General features: G+C 69.3%; 15 protein-coding genes and 1 tRNA gene. 5 read left to right on the top strand and 11 right to left on the bottom strand.

The window, feature by feature from the left end:
- Positions 1-179 precede the first annotated feature (179 nt).
- The 3 genes from AB0N06_RS24830 to AB0N06_RS24820 all read right to left on the bottom strand — a co-directional run bounded on the left by AB0N06_RS24830 (position 180) and on the right by AB0N06_RS24820 (position 5,463).
- A complete protein-coding gene (locus tag AB0N06_RS24830; RefSeq protein ID WP_366136871.1) occupies positions 180-2,261 on the bottom strand; it encodes a sel1 repeat family protein in 2,082 nt (693 codons plus the stop codon).
- Positions 2,262-2,473: 212 nt separating this feature from the next.
- Positions 2,474-2,547, bottom strand: a tRNA-Met gene (locus AB0N06_RS24825).
- A 54-nt stretch (positions 2,548-2,601) separates the two neighbouring features.
- Entirely contained in the window at positions 2,602-5,463 is a 2,862-nt protein-coding gene (locus AB0N06_RS24820; RefSeq protein WP_366136897.1) for a UPF0182 family protein, read from the bottom strand.
- Between the two features lie 127 nt (positions 5,464-5,590).
- Here AB0N06_RS24820 and AB0N06_RS24815 point away from each other — a divergent pair, with 127 nt between their 5' ends.
- The gene (locus AB0N06_RS24815; protein ID WP_366136870.1) at positions 5,591-6,160 is read left to right on the top strand and encodes a PPA1309 family protein; all 570 of its coding nucleotides are present in this window, start codon (positions 5,591-5,593) and stop codon (positions 6,158-6,160) included.
- A 52-nt stretch (positions 6,161-6,212) separates the two neighbouring features.
- Here AB0N06_RS24815 and AB0N06_RS24810 read toward each other — a convergent pair whose 3' ends face one another.
- From AB0N06_RS24810 to AB0N06_RS24795, 4 genes are all read right to left on the bottom strand, one after another.
- Entirely contained in the window at positions 6,213-7,301 is a 1,089-nt protein-coding gene (locus tag AB0N06_RS24810; RefSeq protein WP_366136869.1) for a PDZ domain-containing protein, read from the bottom strand.
- Positions 7,302-7,445: 144 nt separating this feature from the next.
- Complete coding sequence (locus AB0N06_RS24805; protein WP_366136868.1) at positions 7,446-7,616, bottom strand: hypothetical protein; 171 nt, start codon at positions 7,614-7,616, stop codon at positions 7,446-7,448.
- Between the two features lie 128 nt (positions 7,617-7,744).
- Positions 7,745-8,206 carry a molybdenum cofactor biosynthesis protein MoaE gene (locus AB0N06_RS24800; protein WP_366136867.1) on the bottom strand — a complete coding sequence of 154 codons (462 nt, stop codon included), beginning with the start codon at positions 8,204-8,206 and terminating at the stop codon, positions 7,745-7,747.
- Positions 8,207-8,421: 215 nt separating this feature from the next.
- A complete protein-coding gene (locus AB0N06_RS24795) occupies positions 8,422-9,564 on the bottom strand; it encodes an SDR family oxidoreductase (RefSeq protein ID WP_366136866.1) in 1,143 nt (380 codons plus the stop codon).
- A gap of 190 nt (positions 9,565-9,754) precedes the next feature.
- Between AB0N06_RS24795 and AB0N06_RS24790 the strand changes: the two genes are divergently transcribed.
- Both AB0N06_RS24790 and AB0N06_RS24785 read left to right on the top strand, forming a co-directional pair.
- Positions 9,755-11,197 carry a zinc-dependent metalloprotease gene (locus AB0N06_RS24790; RefSeq protein WP_366136865.1) on the top strand — a complete coding sequence of 481 codons (1,443 nt, stop codon included), beginning with the start codon at positions 9,755-9,757 and terminating at the stop codon, positions 11,195-11,197.
- Positions 11,194-11,742: an NUDIX hydrolase gene (locus tag AB0N06_RS24785; protein WP_366136864.1), complete on the top strand. Its 549-nt coding sequence runs from the start codon at positions 11,194-11,196 to the stop codon at positions 11,740-11,742. The genes AB0N06_RS24790 and AB0N06_RS24785 overlap by 4 nt, the downstream gene beginning before the upstream one ends.
- Positions 11,743-11,826: 84 nt before the next feature.
- Here the strand turns inward: AB0N06_RS24785 and AB0N06_RS24780 are convergent, their stop codons facing one another.
- The 4 genes from AB0N06_RS24780 to AB0N06_RS24765 all read right to left on the bottom strand — a co-directional run bounded on the left by AB0N06_RS24780 (position 11,827) and on the right by AB0N06_RS24765 (position 15,599).
- Positions 11,827-12,582: an AIM24 family protein gene (locus AB0N06_RS24780; protein WP_366136863.1), complete on the bottom strand. Its 756-nt coding sequence runs from the start codon at positions 12,580-12,582 to the stop codon at positions 11,827-11,829.
- 19 nt (positions 12,583-12,601) lie between these two features.
- On the bottom strand, positions 12,602-13,282 hold the full coding sequence (locus AB0N06_RS24775; RefSeq protein WP_366136862.1) for an AIM24 family protein: 681 nt from the start codon (positions 13,280-13,282) through the stop codon (positions 12,602-12,604).
- 11 nt (positions 13,283-13,293) lie between these two features.
- A complete protein-coding gene (locus tag AB0N06_RS24770) occupies positions 13,294-14,868 on the bottom strand; it encodes a TerD family protein (protein WP_366136861.1) in 1,575 nt (524 codons plus the stop codon).
- 107 nt (positions 14,869-14,975) lie between these two features.
- Complete coding sequence (locus AB0N06_RS24765; RefSeq protein ID WP_366136860.1) at positions 14,976-15,599, bottom strand: M48 family metallopeptidase; 624 nt, start codon at positions 15,597-15,599, stop codon at positions 14,976-14,978.
- 263 nt (positions 15,600-15,862) lie between these two features.
- On the opposite strand from AB0N06_RS24765, the gene AB0N06_RS24760 reads away from it, so the two are divergent.
- Together AB0N06_RS24760 and AB0N06_RS24755 are read left to right on the top strand one after the other, a co-directional pair.
- On the top strand, positions 15,863-17,008 hold the full coding sequence (locus AB0N06_RS24760; protein WP_366136859.1) for a ThiF family adenylyltransferase: 1,146 nt from the start codon (positions 15,863-15,865) through the stop codon (positions 17,006-17,008).
- Positions 17,009-17,049: 41 nt separating this feature from the next.
- Positions 17,050-18,510: an AarF/ABC1/UbiB kinase family protein gene (locus tag AB0N06_RS24755; protein WP_366136858.1), complete on the top strand. Its 1,461-nt coding sequence runs from the start codon at positions 17,050-17,052 to the stop codon at positions 18,508-18,510.
- Positions 18,511-18,756: the final 246 nt, after the last annotated feature.

The raw sequence follows: 18,756 nt of genomic DNA, 5'->3' as shown, positions 1-18,756 counted from the left end.
CGCACAGGGAGCCGGGGGGCTCGGGCAGGGATCGCGAGTGACGGGGCCGACTGCGGCACGGCGCCGGGCCCGCCGGCACATACCCGTGCCGTGCGGCATGTCCGGCGATCCTGCACCGGCTCGGACGGGTGGAACGCCAGGGCCGGCGCCACGCCCCGTACCGCGCCGGTGGTGCTCCCCTACGCGGTCAGCTCCTGGTGCAGCGCCTCGCGCAGCCGTGCTGCCCGCTCGGCGACCTCCGCCGGGCCCAACTCGACCGCCCGTGCGCACCAGCGCTGTCCCTCGGTGAGTTCGCCGCGGCGGGCGGCGAGCAGGGCGAGGCGCAGCGCGGCCCGCCCGTGCCCGTCGTTCGCGGCGCGGCTCCACCACAACGCGGCCTCGCGCTCGCTGCCCTCGCGGGCGAGGAGCAGCCCGAGGTTGAAGGCCCCGTTGCGGCTGCCCGCCTCGGCCGCCTCGCGGTACCAGCGGGCGGCGCTGTCCACATCGCCGCGAGCGGCGGCGAGCATGCCGACGCGCACCTGGGCGCGGCGATGCCCCTGCTCGGCGGCCCGCTCGTACCACTCCTCGCACTCGGTCTTCTCCGGCATCGGCTCTCCGAGCGCGGGCGGTCCCGGCGGCGGCTGCCGCGAGTCCAGCACCCCGGCCAGCCGGAAGGCGGCCTCGGCGCTGCCGCCGCCCGCGGCGCAGCGAAGATGACGCTCGGCCTCCTGCTCCTCGCCGCGGTGCAGCAGCGCCATACCGACCTGGAGCGCCGCCTCCGTGTGCCCGGCGGCGGCGGCCCGCTCGTACCAGCTGAGCGCCGCCCGGTCCTCGTCGCGCCCTGCGTGCAGGATGCCGAGGTTGAAGGCGGCGTCGACGCTGCCCGCCTCGGCGGCTTTGGAGAACCAGGGCTCCGCACCGGTCGCGTCCCCCGCCTGGAGCAGGAGTACGGCCAGCGCGTTGGCGGCCTCGCGATGACCGGCGTATGCCGCACGGCGGTACCACTGCTCGGCCTGCGGCGTACGGTCCTGGGCGGCGCACAGCAGTCCGAGGTTGTACGCGCCGTTGACGTCGCCCGCGTCCATGGCGGCGCGGTACCAGCGCTCGGCGGTCTGCTGCTCGCCGCGGGCGGCGTGCAGGGCACCCAGGGCGTTGGCGGCGTTGCCGTCACCGTCCTGGGCGGCGCGCAGCCACCACACGGCGGCGCTCTCCTCGTCGCCCGCATCGCGCAGCAGGAATCCGAGCGCGCAGGCGGCCCGTGCCTCACCGTCCTTGGCGGAGGTGAGGTACCAGCGGCCGGCCTCCTTGAGCTCGCCGCGCCGTTCGAGGATGGCGCCGAGATGCAGGGCGGCGCGACGGTGTCCGCGCGCGGCGGCCTGCCGGTACCACTGCTCGGCCTCACCGACCTGTCCGGTGGCGGAACCGGCCACGGGTCCGTCGTCCTTGCGTGCGGCGGTCCCGCCCGCCTTACGCGTACCGGTCACTGGACCACCGGCCGCCCCCAGACCGGGCCCCATGCCCATCCCGAGCCCCACGTCCGCTCCGGGACGGCCGAACGCGTCGTGCCGGTCGGCGGCAGCCCTGCGCTCCACGGCGCGTGCCAGGCGGTAGGCGGCCTCGCGGTGGCCCTGCTCGGCTGCGGCGCGCAACCAGCGCTCGGCACCGACGTCGCTGCGGTGTTCCAGCAGGTCGGCAAGGGCGTACGCGCCCAGTGCATGGCCCTGCTCGGCGGACTGGCGCAGCCAGTACTCGGCGCCGGGCTCGTCACCGCGCTCGCGGTAGTGGCGGCCCAGGGCGTGCGCGGCGGCGGCGGAACCGGCGACGGCGGCAATACGCCACCAGCCGGCCGCCTCGTCGGCATAGCCGCGCTGGTGGAGGAGAACACCCAGGTTGTTGGCGGCGGCCCGGTCGCCGTCGGCCGTGGCTCCCCGTAGGTAGGGCTCGGCGGCGTTCAGATCACCACGGCGCAGCAACAGGGCACCGAGGACGCTCATGGACGCGGTGTCCCCGGCGTCGGCGGCGCGGCGGTGCCGCGCTTCGGTCTCGGCACTCTCCGTGCTCTCGGCTTCGCCGGAAGCCGCCACGGTCCCGGCGACTCCCGTGGTCCCGGCCGCCCCCGCGACCTCGACACCTTCCACGGTCTCGGTGTTCTCAACGGTCACGGCGTTACTCGCAGCGTCAGCGACAAAAGCCGCGTCCGTCACGTTTTCCACCCCATGGACGTGCAGCTGCACAAACCGCCCTGTCTCCAACAGAGTTGCCCTGTCCCCCATAAATACCATCGTCCCACCACCTGCAACCCGCGTACACCTGGTATACCGCGGCCAGTGAGGTCACTTCAGCGTTTTGTCGACATGCCCACAGAGAGATAAGTCAAACACGTCCGGACCCAACTCGTGCCCTGCGAACCGCACTTCACGCCCACCACATGGGAAGGTTTCACGGCACGACGAAGGCCCGGATCCTCGAAAGGATCCGGGCCTTCGTCTTTCAGTAGCGGGGACAGGATTTGAACCTGCGACCTCTGGGTTATGAGCCCAGCGAGCTACCGAGCTGCTCCACCCCGCGTCGTTGTGTTCAAACCTTACCACGACGCGGAGGTGGGGCTTTACCAGCAACTGCTCAGCTGCCCTTGTCCGCCTTGGGCGCGGCCGCCGCCGCACGCTTCAGCGCGTCCTGCAGATCGGCCTGGGCCTTGCCGTAGGCAGTCCAGTCCTGCTTCTTCAGGGCTGCCTCACCCTCCGCATAGGCCTTCTGCGCATCCGCGATCGCCTGCTTGAGCGCGGCGTCGCCGGTGGTCGCAGGTGGCTTCGTGGTCTCACCCGGCGGCTGCGTGGTTTCGGTGCCCTCCACCCCGAAGACCGCGTTGAGCGCCTCCCCGAGGCTGTTCTCGAAGACGGTCTTCGAACCGTACGAGGCAGCCACCTTGCGCAGCAGCGGGTAGTTCTGCGTGCCACCGCGCGTGTAGACCGGCTCGATGTAGAGGAAGCCCCCGTCGAGCGGCACCGTCAGCAGGTTGCCGTACTCGATGTCGGAGTCGGTTCCCTTGAGGTTTCTCACGAACTCGGCGACATCGTCGTTGCCGTTGAGCTCGCTCTGCACCTGCCCGGGGCCCTTCACCGTCGTGGTGACTCTGAGCAACCGTATGGTGCCGTAGTCCTTGCTGGCCGCATCCGCGTCCACCGCCATGAACGCCCCGAGGTCGGGCCGCCCCTTCGGGGTGAACGTGGTGGTCAGCGAGAACTTCTGGGCCGGCTGATCCGGCATCTTTATGCTCAGGTAGTACGGCGGGACGGCGCCGGACTCCTTTTTCGTCGGGTCGTCCGGGACCTGCCACGCGTCACTGCCGCTGTAGAACTGTGCGGGGTTGGTGACGTGGTAGCGGGTGAGCAGCTCGCGCTGCACCTTGAACAGGTCCTGCGGGTACCGCAGGTGGGCCATCAGGTCCTGGGGGATGTCAGCCCGTGGCTTCACCGTCCCGGGGAACGCCTTGCGCCAGGTCTTGAGGACCGGGTCCTTGGTGTCCCACTCGTACAGCGTGACCTTGCCGTCGTACGCGTCGACGGTGGCCTTCACAGAGTTGCGGATGTAGTTGACCTGATTCTGCTGGGCGACGACCGCGCGCTGATTGGTGGTCAGCGAGTCGGCCGTGGTGTCACCGAGCGTCGTGCGCGAGGCGTACGGGTACCCGTTGGTGGTGGTGTACGCGTCGACGACCCACTGGATGCGGTGGTTCACCACCGCCGGGTACGCGTCGCCGTCGATGGTCAACCACGGGGCGACCGCCTCGACGCGCTCCTTGGGCGTGCGGTTGTAGAGGATCCGCGAGCCCTCGCCGATGGCCCCCGAGTAGAGGATCTGCGGCTCGCTGAACGAGACCGCGTACGCGGCGCGGTTGAACGCGTTGGAGAGGCTGACTCCGCTGTTGCCCTTGTAGCTGGTGGTCTTCTCGCCGTCCTCCTCGTAGTCGAGCTCCTTCTGGGGCCCGCCGACGATGGAGTACTGCTCGGTCTTTTCGCCGTAGTAGATCTGCTGCTGGTACGTGCCGAGCTCGCCGGTGGTCGGCAGACCCGACTCGGTGAAGTCCGGGGACCCCTTCGGGTTCTTGCCCGTCGTGGTGCCCCGCGCGGCGATGGCGCCGTAGCCGTGGGTGTACGTGAAGTGGTCGTTGATCCAGTTGCGCTTGGGGATGCCGTCCAGGTTGAGCTCGCGCAGACCGATGACCGTGTCCTGGTCCTTGCCGGCGGCGTCCTTGTAGCGGTCGACGTCCAGAGTCTTGGGGAACTGGTAGTAGTTCCGCTTCTGCTGGAGCTGCTGGAAGGCCGGGGAGACGACGTTGGGGTCCATCACCCGGTAGCTCGCGGCGTCGTCCGCGCTCGCGCGGAGCTTCGCGTCGTCCGTCGTGGTGCTCTTGCCCGAATAGTCGGTCACCCGGGCGTTGTCGATGTCGTACGCGTCACGCGTCGCCTGGATGTTCTTCCGGATGAACGGGGCTTCCTTGGCCTGCTCGTTGGGCTGGACCTGGAACTTCTGCACGATCGCCGGGTACAGCCCGCCGATCAGGATCGCGGAGAGCACCATCAGACCGAAGCCGATCATCGGGAGCTGCCAGGTGCGGCGCCACAGCGTCGCGAAGAACAGCACGGCGCAGATCGCGGCGATGCAGAACAGGATCGTCTTCGCCGGCAGATAGGCGTTGGCGTCGACGTACCGCAGGCCCGTCCAGTTGTCCGTCGCCTTGAAGTCGCTGGACTTCACCGCCAGCCCGTACCGGTCGAGCCAGTACGCCACGGCCTTCAGCGAGATGAAGACGCCGAGCAGCACCGACAGATGGCCGGTGGCCGCGCCGGTCGCCCGCGCGCCGGGACTGGTGATGCGGAGCCCGCCGTACAGGTAGTGGGTCAGCGCGGCGGCGATCAGCGAGAGCACCGTGGCCGCGAAGCCGAAGCCCAGCAGGAAGCGGTACCACGGAAGGTCGAAGGCGTAGAAGGAGACGTCCAGATGGAACTGGGGGTCCTTCTGCCCGAACGCCACGCCGTTCACGTACATCAGCCACGTGCGCCACTGGCCCGATGCGGACGCTCCGGCGATCAGCCCGACGAGCGCGGTGACCGCGAGCAGTACCCACCTCTTGTACGGGGCGATGCTCATCCGGTAGCGGTCCAGGCTCTGCTGCTCCAGGGACATCGCGCTCAGCGGCGGCCGGAGCCGGTGCGCGAGCCAGATGTTCAGGCCGACAGCGATCGCCATCAGCAGTCCGAAGACGAGGAACAGCCCGATCTTGGTCCACAGGGTGGTGGTGAAGACGGACGAATATGCGACCGACCGGTACCAGAGCCAGTCCGTCCAGAACCCGGCGAACATGACGAACGCCATGGCGAGAATCGCCAGGACGCCGAGTGTCATGAGCAGGGTACGGGCGCGCCGGGACGGGCGGCCGACTCTGATCCGTGGCCCGGTCGGGCCTCCGCCACGGTCCGGCATCTGGAAAGCCAACGTGCGCACCTCGAAGTTCGCGGTCGTGTGAAGCGGGCCCAGCGATCGTAGAGCCCACCTATGCAACTTACTGAGGCTTTACCTAGTTCCCATTACCGGGGCGGAAGGAGGCAGGATGTTGGACATGCCCAACGTTTCCCCCTCAGGCCCCCCGATGGCCGCAAGCCCCCTCACCGTCGCCGTGCTCGAAATCGACGAGTACGCCGCCGGCCTCGGCTGGGACCAGCCCGCCCGGCTCTTCGCTCTCGTCGACACCGCCAAGCTGCGCGCCCAGGAACCGGGGCTCGCCGCCCAGCTCGGTCTCGACAGCCCGGAGTCGACGACCGCCGCACTCACCCCGATCGAGCAGGAGGAGATCCCCCGCGGAAAGGCGCTGGACGAGTTCCTCGCCACCATTGCCTGGCCCGACGCCGTGGCCGGATGCGCGTTGACGGTGGAGCGCCTGATGCTGCCGCCGTCCGCCGAGGCCTCCGTACCGGACGGGCTCAGTGACGCCCAGCTGACGAAGTGGGTCGCCCGGCACCCCGACCGGCAGGAGGTGCGGATGACCGTGGCCGTCCTGCGCAACGGTGCGCGGGAGTCCGCCGTACGGCTCCGCGAGAAGGACTCCGCGAGCGAGGTCCTGACCGGCGCAGGTCTGGTACCGGGGCTGGCCGAGGCGCTGGCAGCCACGTTCGAGTCCTGAGAGTCCTGCCACGGCGGGCGGCATCGCGCCCGCCGTCACCGTGGGGGCACGGTCAGCCTGCCGAGCAGCTCGGCAGAGCGGCCGTGTCCCCCGTTCGGATCTGCTCCAGCGACTTCTTCGCGTCGTCGATCGTCTTGACCTTCACGAGCGTGAGCCCGCTGGGGGTGTCGGACGCGGCGGCCCTGCAGTTGTCGTCCGGCGTCAGGAAGTACCTGGCGCCCGCGTTGCGCGCGCCGACCAGCTTCATGGTGATGCCGCCGATCGGGCCGACCTTGCCCTGGTCGTCGATGGTGCCGGTGCCCGCGATGAACTTGCCGCCGGTCAGCTGTCCGGGCGTCAGCTTGTCGATGATACCCAGGGAGAACATCAGACCGGCGCTCGGGCCGCCGACATCGGCGAGCTTGATGTCGATCGGGAACGGGAACGTGTGATCCGTCCCGGCCTGGATGCCGACGATCGCCCGGTTCTCCTTGGCCGCCTTCGCCGTCGTGATGATGATCTTCTCGGAACCCTGCGGCTCCTTGCCTGCCTTCTCGGCGGCGGCCGCCGTCTTGGCCGGGATCACCGTGAACGTGACGTTCTCACCGGGCTTGTGCTTGGTGACGAGCTTCGCGACGTCCTCGGGCTGTCTGACCGCCGTACCGTCGACCGCCTTGATCACGTCGCCCGCGTGCAGCTTGCCCTGCGCGGGGCTGCCCTTGATCACCGTGGAGACCACGACGCGCGAGGTCACCGGGATGCCCAGTTCGGTGAGGGCGGCGACCTTGGCGCTCTCCTGGGACTGGCTGAACTCCTCGGCGTTCTCCTGCGTCGACTGCTGCTCGGTCTTGCCGTTCGGATACAGCGTGTCGTGCGGGACGACGACGCTGTCGTGGGCGAGCCAGCCGTAGACGGCCTCGACGAGGTTCATGTTGTAGTCGGCGCCCGTGACCCGCACCGTCGTCATATTGAGGTTGCCGGACGTCTTGTACGTCTTGTGCCCGGAGATCTGCAGGACCGGTTCCCCACCGACCTTGCCGAGCGTGTTCACCGTCGGACCGGGGGACATCTCCGAGTACGGCACTTTCATCAGCACGCCCGCGCAGAGCAGCGCGATGAGGATCAGCGTGGAGGCGAGCATCGTCGCGGTGCGGCGTGGCATGGAACGACAGTACGGGAAGGGTCTGTCAGTGCACCGCCGGGGCCGGTCCGTAAGGGGCGGAGGGCCAGGTGAGGTGCTGTGCCGATCGGCGTGGGCTGCCGGCGCCGCGATGCGGATCGGCAACTGCGTACGTACGGTGCTGCCTCAGGCAGCGTCGGAACCGGAGTGAGATTTCTCCATCGCCTCACGGAACCGGGCATACCCGGCGAGTTCGGTGACATCGCCGGTCGTGCGATTTCTGGCGGCCCAGCTCCCCCATATCGCAGCGCCGAGAGCAGCGAAAAGCGGAATCAGCAACCAGGCAAGTGCTGCCATGACGACCTCCCTACCCCATGAGCGACCGCAACCGCGCAATCAGCAGATTAGCCATCTGCAGATTCAACGCTCATGGCAGGGGTGCGGTTACGCAAATCGGGGCGGATGACCGCCGGATTGGTTTGAGCTCAGCAGGCACCGACCCACTCCTCCGTGCCGTCGGAAAACCGCTGGTGTTTCCAGATCGGAACCTCGTGCTTGAGATCGTCGATGAGCTTGCGACACGCCGCGAACGCCTCCGCGCGGTGCGGGCAGGAGACGGCGACGACGACGGCCAGATCTCCCACCTTCAGTTCACCCACACGGTGTACTGCCGCCAGCGCCCGGACCGGGAACTCGGCCGCGACCTTCTCGGCCACCCGGCGCATCTCGTCCTGCGCCGACGGATGGCAGGAGTAGCCCAGCGCGCCGACGTCCTGTCCGCCGTCGTGATTGCGCACCGTGCCGACGAAGAGGGCGGTGCCGCCCGCGGCGTCGTCCCCGACGGCGCGGAAGATCTCGTCGACCGACAACGGTGTCTCGCGGATCTCCAGCAGCCGGATCGGGTCCTGCGCTGCCTGCTCACCGGGGTGGTCGTGGGTGGGTGCCATGCCGCCTATCGTGCCGTACCGCGCCGACATCGCGGAACAGCCCTTTCCACCGGCGGACCATCGACAGCCTTGGAGCCTTCTACAGACCCGACCGGCATGATCCGAACAAAAGACCCCAGTGCCGTGACCGGCGATGTCTGCCCCATGAGGAGCGCCGTCCGGTGCGAGCGGTCGTGCCGGGCGGCGCGACGGGGCAAAGCTTGCCAGGAGGGGCACTAGATGCGACGGCGCGCCTTGCGGGCGCGACGGACCAGGGCGGCCGTGCCGAGCAGCGCGACGGTCGCACCTGCGGCACCGGCAGCGGTGGCGTCCTTGCGGCCGAGCCGGCGTCCGGCGACGGTGTGGCGGCCCTCGACCTCTTCGAGGAGCGCGGCGAGCACCTCCTCGTTGGTCCACCGGGGACGCCAGCCGACGTCGTGAAGTCGGCTCACACTGACCACCCAGGGGTGCATCGTGTATGCGAGGTCGCCCGCGGGGGACGGGGTGAGACCGATCCGGTGCAGCCGTGCTGCGGCGCCGAGGGCGACTGCGGAGGGCAGCTCCATCCGGCGTACACCACTGAGCTCCTCGACCTCCTCCTGCTCCAGCCAGCCGTCGCAGCCGACTGCGAACTCCCCGTCGATCTTCTCCAGCGCGGCGTACTCGAGGGCTGTGACCAGGTCGTCGACATGGCAGAACTGCCAGGCGGGGCGCGATCCGGCGACGACGAGGAGGCGCGGCGACTCGAAGTAACGGGTCAGCGCCGTGTCCGTACCGCCGACCAGAACGGTGGGACGGACCACGGTGACGTTGAGCCCGGGATGGGCACGCGGTGCGCGGCGGCCGAGCCGTTCGATCTCCAGGAGGTCACCGACACCGGTGGCCTCGGCCGTGGCGCGCAGCTCTGCGTCCTCGGCGAGCGGGATGTCGTTGTCGGGCAGCGCCCCGTAGACCATCGCCGAGGTGCAGAGCACCGCCCGGTGGACTCCGGCGGCCGCGGCGGCCGTCAGCACGGTCTGGGTGCCGCGGACGTTGTACGCGGTACGGGCGGCGGGGTCGGTCTCCAGGTCGAGATCGAGTGCCAGATGGACGACGACGTCTGCGCCACGCAGTTTCTCGGCGATGGCGGGGTCGCGCACGTCGAGAATGTGCCAGGTCGCATCGGAGACCTCGCCGCGGCGCTCGTCGATGGCGATGACCTGCTTGATCTCCTCGGATGCCGCGAGGCGCGCGGTGAGCAGCTCACCGACGCCGGTCGCGGCACCGGTGACCGCGACGACGGGGCCGCGGCTCTTGGAGCGGCTTTTCGAGGGCGTGCTCTCGTGCGAAGGGTCGGCCAGGTTTCGCGCTGCGCGAACCTGAGGATCTGGGGAACTCACCGGGCGTCTCCAGCGGTTGTCTTCAGTACGTACCCGAATGACGCGTGCGTACCAGGTGGCATCCATCCTGCCGCAGGCCGGGACCCGGCGGAGCACTGAGGCCCTGAGCGGACATGGTGTCTACGCTGGATGGTGATGTCGGGCAGTCGCCGTCGGTTCGAGCCGGCGGCCCTACGAGCCGAGGAAACCCGTGAGTGACACCCCATTCGGATTCGGCCTTCCGCCGGAGGAGCCGGAGAACGGCGACGAGGGCAAGAAGAAGGACCCCACCGGAGGTGGGCAGGGTTCGGGCGGTCCGGCGAACCCGTTCGGCTTCGGTCCGGGCGCGGGCGGGGACAACCCGTTCGCGGCGATGTTCGGCACGATGAACCCGAACGACCTGGGAGCCGCCTTCCAGCAGCTCGGCCAGATGCTGAGCTACGAGGGCGGTCCCGTGAACTGGGACATGGCCAAGCAGATCGCCCGCCAGACGGTTTCGCAGGGCACGCCGGACGGAACGAAGGACGCGAGCGTCGGCCCGTCCGAGCGGTCGGCGGTCGACGAGGCGCTGCGCCTGGCGGATCACTGGCTGGACGGCGTGACGTCGCTGCCCTCTGGTGCGGTCTCGACCGTGGCATGGAGCCGCGCGGAGTGGGTCGAGGCGTCCCTTCCCGCCTGGCAGAAGCTGGTCGACCCGGTGGCGGAACGTGTCGGCATGGCCATGGGCGATGTGCTGCCCGAGGAAATGCAGGCCATGGCCGGCCCGCTGATCGGCATGATGAGGTCGATGGGCGGCGCGATGTTCGGTCAGCAGATCGGGCAGGCCGTGGGTGTGCTGGCGGGTGAGGTGGTCGGTTCGACCGATATCGGGCTGCCGCTCGGCCCGGCGGGCAAGGCCGCGCTCCTTCCGTTGAACGTCGAGATGTTCGGCAAGGACCTGAGCGTGCCGCAGGACGAGGTGCGGCTCTATCTCGCCCTGCGCGAGGCTGCCCACCAGCGGCTCTTCGCCCATGTGCCGTGGCTGCGCTCGCACCTGTTCGGTGCTGTCGAGGGGTACGCGCGCGGCATCAAGGTCGACACCAGCAAGCTGGAGGACGTGGTCGGCCAGTTCGATCCGTCGCAGCCCGAGCAGCTTCAGGACGCCCTTCAGCAGGGCATGTTCCAGCCGGAGGACACACCGGAGCAGAAGGCGGCGCTGGCCCGGCTGGAGACGGCGCTCGCGCTGGTCGAGGGCTGGGTTGACGCGGTGGTCCACGAGGCTGCGAAGTCCCGGCTGACCTCGGCGGACGCACTGCGCGAGACGATGCGCAGGCGCCGTGCCTCCGGTGGCCCGGCCGAGCAGACGTTCGCCACGCTGATCGGGCTGCAGTTGCGGCCGCGGCGGCTGCGGGACGCCTCGCGGCTGTGGGCGTCACTCACGGACGCGCGCGGTCTCGACGGGCGCGACGCGCTCTGGGAGCACCCGGACATGCTGCCGACCGCGCATGACCTGGACGACCCGGACGGGTTCGTGCACCACGAGCAGCTGGACTTCTCCGAGCTGGACAAGATGCTCGGCGAGGCCGCCAAGGGTCCCCGGAAGCCCGCGGACGACAAGGGCGAGGAAACCGGCGCCACCGGCGACAGCGACGGCACGGAGGACACCGACCAGTGAGCCTGTACGACGACGCCGTTCTCGTACTGAAGAGGTACGAGGACGGGGCCGACGCTGATCAGGAGCAGCTGCGGCAGACCTATCTCGACCATCTGGCACAGCATCCGGACGGCATGTGGAAGGCGTGCGGGGCCGGGCATCTGACGGCCAGCGCGCTGGTCGTCGATCCGGAGCGCGAACGGGTGCTGCTGACACTGCACCGGAAGCTGCAGATGTGGCTGCAGATGGGCGGCCACTGCGAACCCGAGGACGCCACGCTGGCGGGCGCGGCGCTGCGTGAGGCCACCGAGGAATCCGGCATCAGCGGTCTGACGCTGCTGGCGGGCGGCCCGGTGGTGCTGGACCGGCATGCGATCCCGGCGCCCTGCCACTGGCATCTGGATGTGCAGTACGCGGCGCTGGCGCCGTCGGGCGCGACGGAAGAGATCAGCGACGAGTCGCTGGATCTGCGCTGGTTCGCCTACGACGAGGTGGCCGAGGTGGCCGACACCTCGGTGGTGCGGCTGGTGGCACGTACGCGCGCGGCGCTGGAAGGCGGCCGATAGCCGTACCGACGGCCCCGGGCACCGGCACGTCAACGGGTGAGGGGTGGCCTCTCACAAAGTCGCCCCTCACCCGTGCCCGTGCGCTCAGTTCCAGGCGTTGTTCTGGTTCTGGCCGTGCGCTCCTTGCTGGCCCATGCCGTACTGCGCGCGCAGCCCCTGGCCGATCTGGGCACTCTGCGGGGGCAGCACCTCGCTCGGCTGGACCAGGGCGAAGCCCTGTCCGAGGAAGCTGAGCTCCCAGCCCTCGCCGGTGTTGCCGCGCCGCCGCCAGACGCCCGAGGAGTGTGTCTGTGCCTGCATCTGCACGCGCAGCGAGCTGGACCAGGCGACGATCGCGTCGGCGTCGACGTTGACGTACTTGTCGGGCGTGACCTGCATCATCAGCGGCTGTCCGGACGTCATCAGGGCGACCTTGCCGGTGCCGGAGATGTTGAGCTGGTACTTTCCCGTGCCCGAGATGCCGTACTGGCTGTCCACAGCGATGACCTCGGTGTGCAACGACGAGTCGAGCGCCAGGACATAGGCGCTGTCCACCGTCATGCCGTCCTGGTCGACGTCCACGACATGGACGTACTGCGCGAGGTTGGCGAGGTAGACGGTGCCCTGCCCTGAGCAGCGCATCAGGTCGAGGCCCTCACCGGTGTTCGCGCGGGCGCGGCGCTGCCTGTTCGACTGGTACTCGCCGTCGAACTCCATCAGCCCCTGATACGCGACCATGGCTCCCTTGCGGGCGAGGACGTCGTCGTGGCCGGTCAGCGAGACCCGCAGGAGCTGCGGGTTCTGCAGGGTGTACCGGTCCTGGGACTGCTGTTCCGTGTGGTTGAAAAGCGGACTTTGCATGGTGTGCTCTCGCTCCCCCTCAGTTCCGGACCCGCAGGCGGTCCGTACTGTCCTCGCTCGGCTGGACGACGACGATGCCCTGGCCGGAGAACGCCATCTGGAACGCCTCTCCGCTTCCCCGCCCGATCAGCGAGGAGGCCTTGAAGCTGCGCTTGCCCTTCACCTTGAGGTTCGGGGACCACGCCACGAGGGCGTCCGGGTCGACATAGGTCTCGTCCTCGCCGCGTCCGCAGTCGACGACGATCGGCGTGCCGCGCGAGGTGATCGCGACCCAGCCGGTGCCGACGATGCAGACGTTCCACAGGCCCTGGCCGGCGAACTTCGCCAGCCCCTTGACCCGCTCCACGCCCCAGGTGAGGTGGCCGTCGAAGGCCAGGACGTTGGTGCCGTTGACCGAGAGGGAGTCGTTGTTGAGATTGACGACGACCACATCGGCGCCGTAGTCGGCCAGGTAGAGCAGCCCGTCACCGGAGCACTTCATCAGGGGCGCGCCCTCGCCGGTGATCCACTGGGAGGCGATCTGCCGGACGGCCGGCGGGTTGGGCTCGTACTGGATGAAGCCCTCGTAGGACACCATCGAGCCGGTACGTGCGTAGAGGTCCTGGCCCGTGGCCATGGCGACCTTGAGCATCGTATGGCCGTGGTTCTCCATACGGGCCGTGACGGGGGTCGGGGCGAAGCCCGCGAGTTGCTGGTTCATGATGGGCTCCCTCAGACCTCGTAGGGCTGGACGACGATGAAGTTGCCGGGGGCTCCCCGGAACTGGAGGTTCACGGTCTCTCCGCTGTGCCCCGGGTACGCGTTGCGGCGCAGCCGGACCTGGCTGGAGATGATCACCTGGGACGCGGACGACCACGCCACGACGGCGTTGCAGTCGGCGAACGTGGTCGGCGTGACCGGCAGGACGACGGGGACTCCGTGGGTCTTGACGACGACCGTGCCGCTGCCCTGGAACTGCATGGTGAACAGGGCGCCGCCGGGGATGCCGTGACCCTCGATCCTGCGGACCTCGTACTGCAGCGACTCGTCGAAGGCGAGGACGCTCTCCGCGGAGACGCAGATGCCGTCACCCTGCAGTTCGATGGAGTGCAGATGGGCACCGTCTTCGGCGAGGAAGACCTGGCCGCGACCGGTACAGCGCATCAGCTGCATTTCCTGGCCGGTGGCATTCCCGACCATGCGGCCTGCGAAACCGGCACCCTTGTAACTGAAGTCGACCTTGCCCTGATACATCACCATGGAGCCCTGACGGGCGAGCACCGGTGTACCGCCCATGGTGAGGTCGACCCGCATGAGCTGCTGGTTCTGCGGCGTCCAACGCTGGCCGGTGGCCGTCTCCTTGTACGGCTGGAGCGCGGCCTGCAGACCGGCGCCGGTCTGCGGCACACCCTGGGGCATGCCCGGCTGCATTCCGGGGGGCTGCTGCCCGTAGGGAGCCGGGGCCTGCTGACCGTACGGTGCCGGGGCCTGCTGACCGTAAGGAGCGGCCGGCATGGCCTGGCCGGGAAACTGCCCGAACTGGGGCTGCTGGGGCGGCTGTCCCGGCTGACCGTAGGGAGCGGGGGCGGGCGCGGGCGGCGGGGCGGTGCCACCCTGCGGTGCCATCGGCGCCGCGATCGTCGGCGCGGCATGCATCAGCTGCTGCGGAGTGGGGGCCTGCGCGGCCGGGACGCCGAAGGACGGAGCGGGCGCCGGGGCCTGCGCGGGCGGGGCGAACGAGGGGGCCGCCGCCTGCGGCTGCGGTGCGGCGGGCGCCTCCTCGGCGACCTCACCACCGAAGTTCTTCAGAAGCGCGTCGAGGCCGCCGTCGAAGCCCTGTCCGACAGCGGCGAACCGCCAGACGTCCTTCAGGTAGAAGTCGCCGAGCATCACCGCGCGTTCAGTGGTGAACTCGGAGCCGGTGAAGGCGTACCTGACGACTTCCTCGCCACCCGCGACGATCCGAATGTATCCCGGACCGATCTGCGACATCTGCCCTGCGCCGTCGACCGTCGCAGTGAACGACAGCTTGTGGATGTTCGCCGGAATGCGGTCCAGAGTGACCCGGAACGACTCGGTGTCACCGGACTGGGCACCGAGGAGCTGAATGGACTCCTCGGGTGATTTCGGCTGATTGAAGAAGATGAAATACCGGTCGTCGGAGAGCTGCTCATGGGCATCGAGGCCGAAGCAGCTGATGTCGAAGGTCAGTCCAGGACCGGAGATCTGCACACCTACGTACAGATCCGTCCCCGGCGTGAGATCACTGATCTTGGCCTTGTGGCCGCGTTGGAATTCCCTGGCCATGCGTAACGACCGTCCCCCATCCCGAATGTGAATGCGTCGCGCCAGGCTAACCGCAAACTCCGACATTGAGCTAAGTCGGTACACACCCGGTACAGAATCACTGAACGTCACTCACCACGCGCGGCGGGCAGATGAGGCAGCCGGTCCGCCGCCACCACTCCTTCGAGGTAACCGCGGGCCCGCTCGGTACGCGGATACGCCTCCAACAGCCGCCAGAACCGCGGACCGTGACCGGGAACCAGCAGATGCGCCAGCTCGTGGACGAGCACGTAGTCGACGACGTACTCCGGCATACCCTGCAGACGGTGCGACAGACGGATGCTGCCCTCCGCCGGGGTGCAGGACCCCCACCGGGTGTTCTGGTTGGTCACCCACCGCACCGAGGCGGGCCTGGCGCGGCCCTCGAAATACTGGGCGGACAACCGCTCGGCCCGCTCGGCGAGTTCGCTGTCGCCGAGGATGCGCTTGCGCTCCTGGGCCGCGAGTCTGTCAAGCATCACGGTCACCCAGCGCCGCTCCTCCGCCTCCGACATCCTGGCGGGGATCAGCACGATGGTGCGGTCGCCCTCCCGGTACGCGGAGACCGTTCTGCTACGGCGAGTGCTCCTGCGGACCTCGACCGCGCTCGTCACCGAGACACCGGGCGGATGGCTGGCCGCGCTGCGCTGATGGTCTTTGGCGCTGCGCGCGGGGGTCTCCCCGGCGAAGCCGGGTGACGGGTCGGCGGGCACGCCCCGACGGTACCCGCTGTCAGTGCGGGAAGTCCCGCCTCCGGGATGGTTTGCGCGTGATCCGTTCCATGGCACGCACCATTTGAACGACTAATACCCCATGCCTGTGGATAACTTTCTGCACGCTTCGGCGCCGGCCTGCATTCTGACAACGGATCTCGCGAAGCTCCGGTCCGCGGCCGGCGCACGCAGATCACTCCGGACCGCACGGAGATCACACGGAACAGCGACAGCAGCAGGACGAACACGAACCGGGGGAAGCCATGCATCCGATGTTGAAACCCGCACTGCGCCGAGCGTGGTGTGGAACGAACACCGTGCAATTCGGGGTGACGCCCGCTCACGCGGTGAAGGTCGGGCCGATGGATATCGCCACGCGCAGTTTCCTGGAACTGCTCGACGGAACGCGCGGCCTGCCGCTGCTGCGCGAGGAAGCCAGGGGACTGGACCTGTCGGACCATCACGTTGACATCCTGGTGGCGCGATTGGCGGAAGCGGGACTGATCGACGATGTCCGGGCAGGCGGGCCGGAAGCCGATGCGTTACGGAACCGGGCCGACGTACTGGAGCGACAGCGCCCCGACCTCGCGTCGCTCTCGGTCGTGCACCCCGAACCCGGGGGCGGGCTGAGACGGCTGGCGGCCCGTCGCGCGATGCGGGTCCAGGTGCGGGGCTCCGGCCGGGTCGGTGCGGCAGTCGCGGCGGTGCTGTCCGGGTCCGGTGTGGGTCTGGTCGAAGTCCTGGACGGTGGGGTCACCGAGCAGTCGGACGTCGCACCCGGCGGGCTTCCGGCCACTGCGGTCGGTGAGCGCAGGGACACCGCCGCCCGGCAGTTGGTGCGACGATCCGCTGTCGGTCCCGCCCCCCGGTCGACGGGGCCGGACCGCTCCCCGTCGCGTGGTGGTCCCGGGCTGTCCCTGGTCGTGGTCGCTCCGCGGGACGGTCTCGCGGCGTACGCCCCCGACCCGCGTGCAGCCGAGCCATGGATCGCTTCGGGCACTCCTCATCTCTATGCCGGAGTGATCGAGGCCACCGGCGTGGTCGGTCCGCTGGTACTGCCCGGCGGTACGGCCTGCGCGGGATGCCTGGACCTGCACCGCGCGGATCGGGATCCGCAGTGGCCGCGAATGCTTGCGCAGTGGCGGTCCGGGCGGCGCAGCGCCGTGCAGGCGTGCGACCTGGGGCTGGCGACAGCGGTGGCCGGTCTCGCGGCGGCCCAGGCGCTGGCGTTTCTCGATGGCGAACTTCCCGTCGGCACGGGAGCCAGATGCGAGGCCGCCCTGCCGCTGTTGGACTGGCGGTCGGAGCGGATCGGGCCACACCTCGACTGTTCCTGCGGGGCGAGTGGGCACACTGGGAGGGAGCGCACCTCCGGGCTCGGTGCGGCGCAGGACACAATGGCCGGGTAACCGCCGCACGCGGCACGGCAGTCTGGGATTTGGAGGGGCGTATGTCTGATCTTCCCCGGAAAGCGGTCACCCGTACAGCAAAGTTGGCCGCACTGCCACTCGGCTTCGCCGGTCGTGCCACGTGGGGGCTGGGCAAGCGGATCGGCGGCAAGTCCGCGGAGATAGTGGCCCGTGAACTCCAGCAGCGCACGGCGGACCAGCTGTTCCGCACGCTGGGCGAGCTGAAGGGGGGTGCCATGAAGCTCGGTCAGGCCCTGTCCGTCTTCGAGTCGGCGCTGCCCGACGATGTCGCCGGGCCGTATCGGGCGGCGCTCACCAAACTCCAGGAAGCCGCTCCCCCCATGCCGACCCGCACCGTCCACGCGGTGCTCACGGAGCGGCTCGGTGAGGACTGGCGGGAGCTGTTCCTCGAATTCGACGACAAGCCGTCGGCCGCCGCGTCGATCGGGCAGGTGCACCGGGCTGTCTGGCACGACGGGCGGGCCGTCGCCGTGAAGGTGCAGTATCCGGGCGCCGGGGAGGCCCTGCTCTCGGACCTGACCCAACTCAGCCGCTTCGCCCGGCTGCTCGGCCCGCTGATCCCCGGAATGGATATCAAGCCGCTCATCGCGGAGCTGCGCGACCGGGTCTCGGAGGAGCTGGACTACGAACTGGAGGCGCAGTCGCAGCGGGAACACGCCGAGGAGTTCGCGAACGACCCCGATGTGGTGGTTCCCGGCGTGGTGCACCAGTCCGACCAGGTGCTGGTGACGGAGTGGATCGACGGTGTCCCGCTGGCCGAGGTGATCGCCGAGGGCACCCAGGAGCAACGGGACCGGGCGGGTCAGCTGCTGGCACGATTCCTCTTCTCGGGTCCGGCGCGCACGAATCTGCTGCATGCCGACCCGCATCCCGGCAACTTCCGGCTCCTGCCCGGGGGCGGGGAAGCGGACGGGGAGGCGGAAGGCGGTGGGAGCGGGCCATGGCGGCTCGGGGTGCTGGACTTCGGCACGGTGGACCGGCTGCCGGGCGGCCTGCCTCAGCCCATCGGGGACTCGTTGCGGCTGACGCTGGCGGGTGACGCGGAAGCAGTGTACGAACTGCTGCGCGAGGAGGGCTTCGTCAAGGAATCCATCGCCCTCGACCCGGATGAGGTACTCGACTACCTCCTGCCCATCATCGAGCCGGCACAGGTGGAGGAGTTCACCTTCACCCGCAGCTGGATGCGCAATCAGGCGGCCCGGATAGCGGATCCCCGCTCCCCCGCCCACCAGCTGGGCAAGCAGCTGAATCTACCGCCCGCCTATCTGCTGATACACCGGGTGACGCTGAGCACGATCGGGGTGCTGTGCCAGCTGGGTGCGACGGTGCGGCTGCGGGACGAGCTGGAATCCTGGGTCCCGGGGTTCCGGCCCATCGAGGACCTGCCCGATCAGCAGCACCGGGATCTGGAGTTCCCGGATCAGGAACTGACCGGCCAGGAGCTGACCGCGGATGAGCTGCTCGACGACCGGCCGGCCTAGGAGTTTGCTGAAGATCTTGCTTCGACTGCCTGACTTGCCCCGCTTCGCCAGTAAATGTTGATCGGGGCAATCTGATGCAAGTCGGGCGCGATTCCAAGATCGTCAGCGCACTCCTAGGGCGTGTTTCGAAAGTAGCGTCGTCCGCCCGTAAGGCGGGCCGGGCGGCGTCTGGTGCGTGCGATCGCAAGGCGGAGGGTCGCCCCGATACTGGGCGTATCGGGGCGAGCCCGACAACGCAGCGAGCGT

The sequence above is a fragment of the Streptomyces sp. NPDC051020 genome (genome assembly GCF_040683105.1).
Classification (GTDB): domain Bacteria; phylum Actinomycetota; class Actinomycetes; order Streptomycetales; family Streptomycetaceae; genus Streptomyces.
The sequence above is the reverse complement of the archived record's forward strand: the minus strand, read 5'-3'. Positions and strand labels throughout refer to the sequence as shown.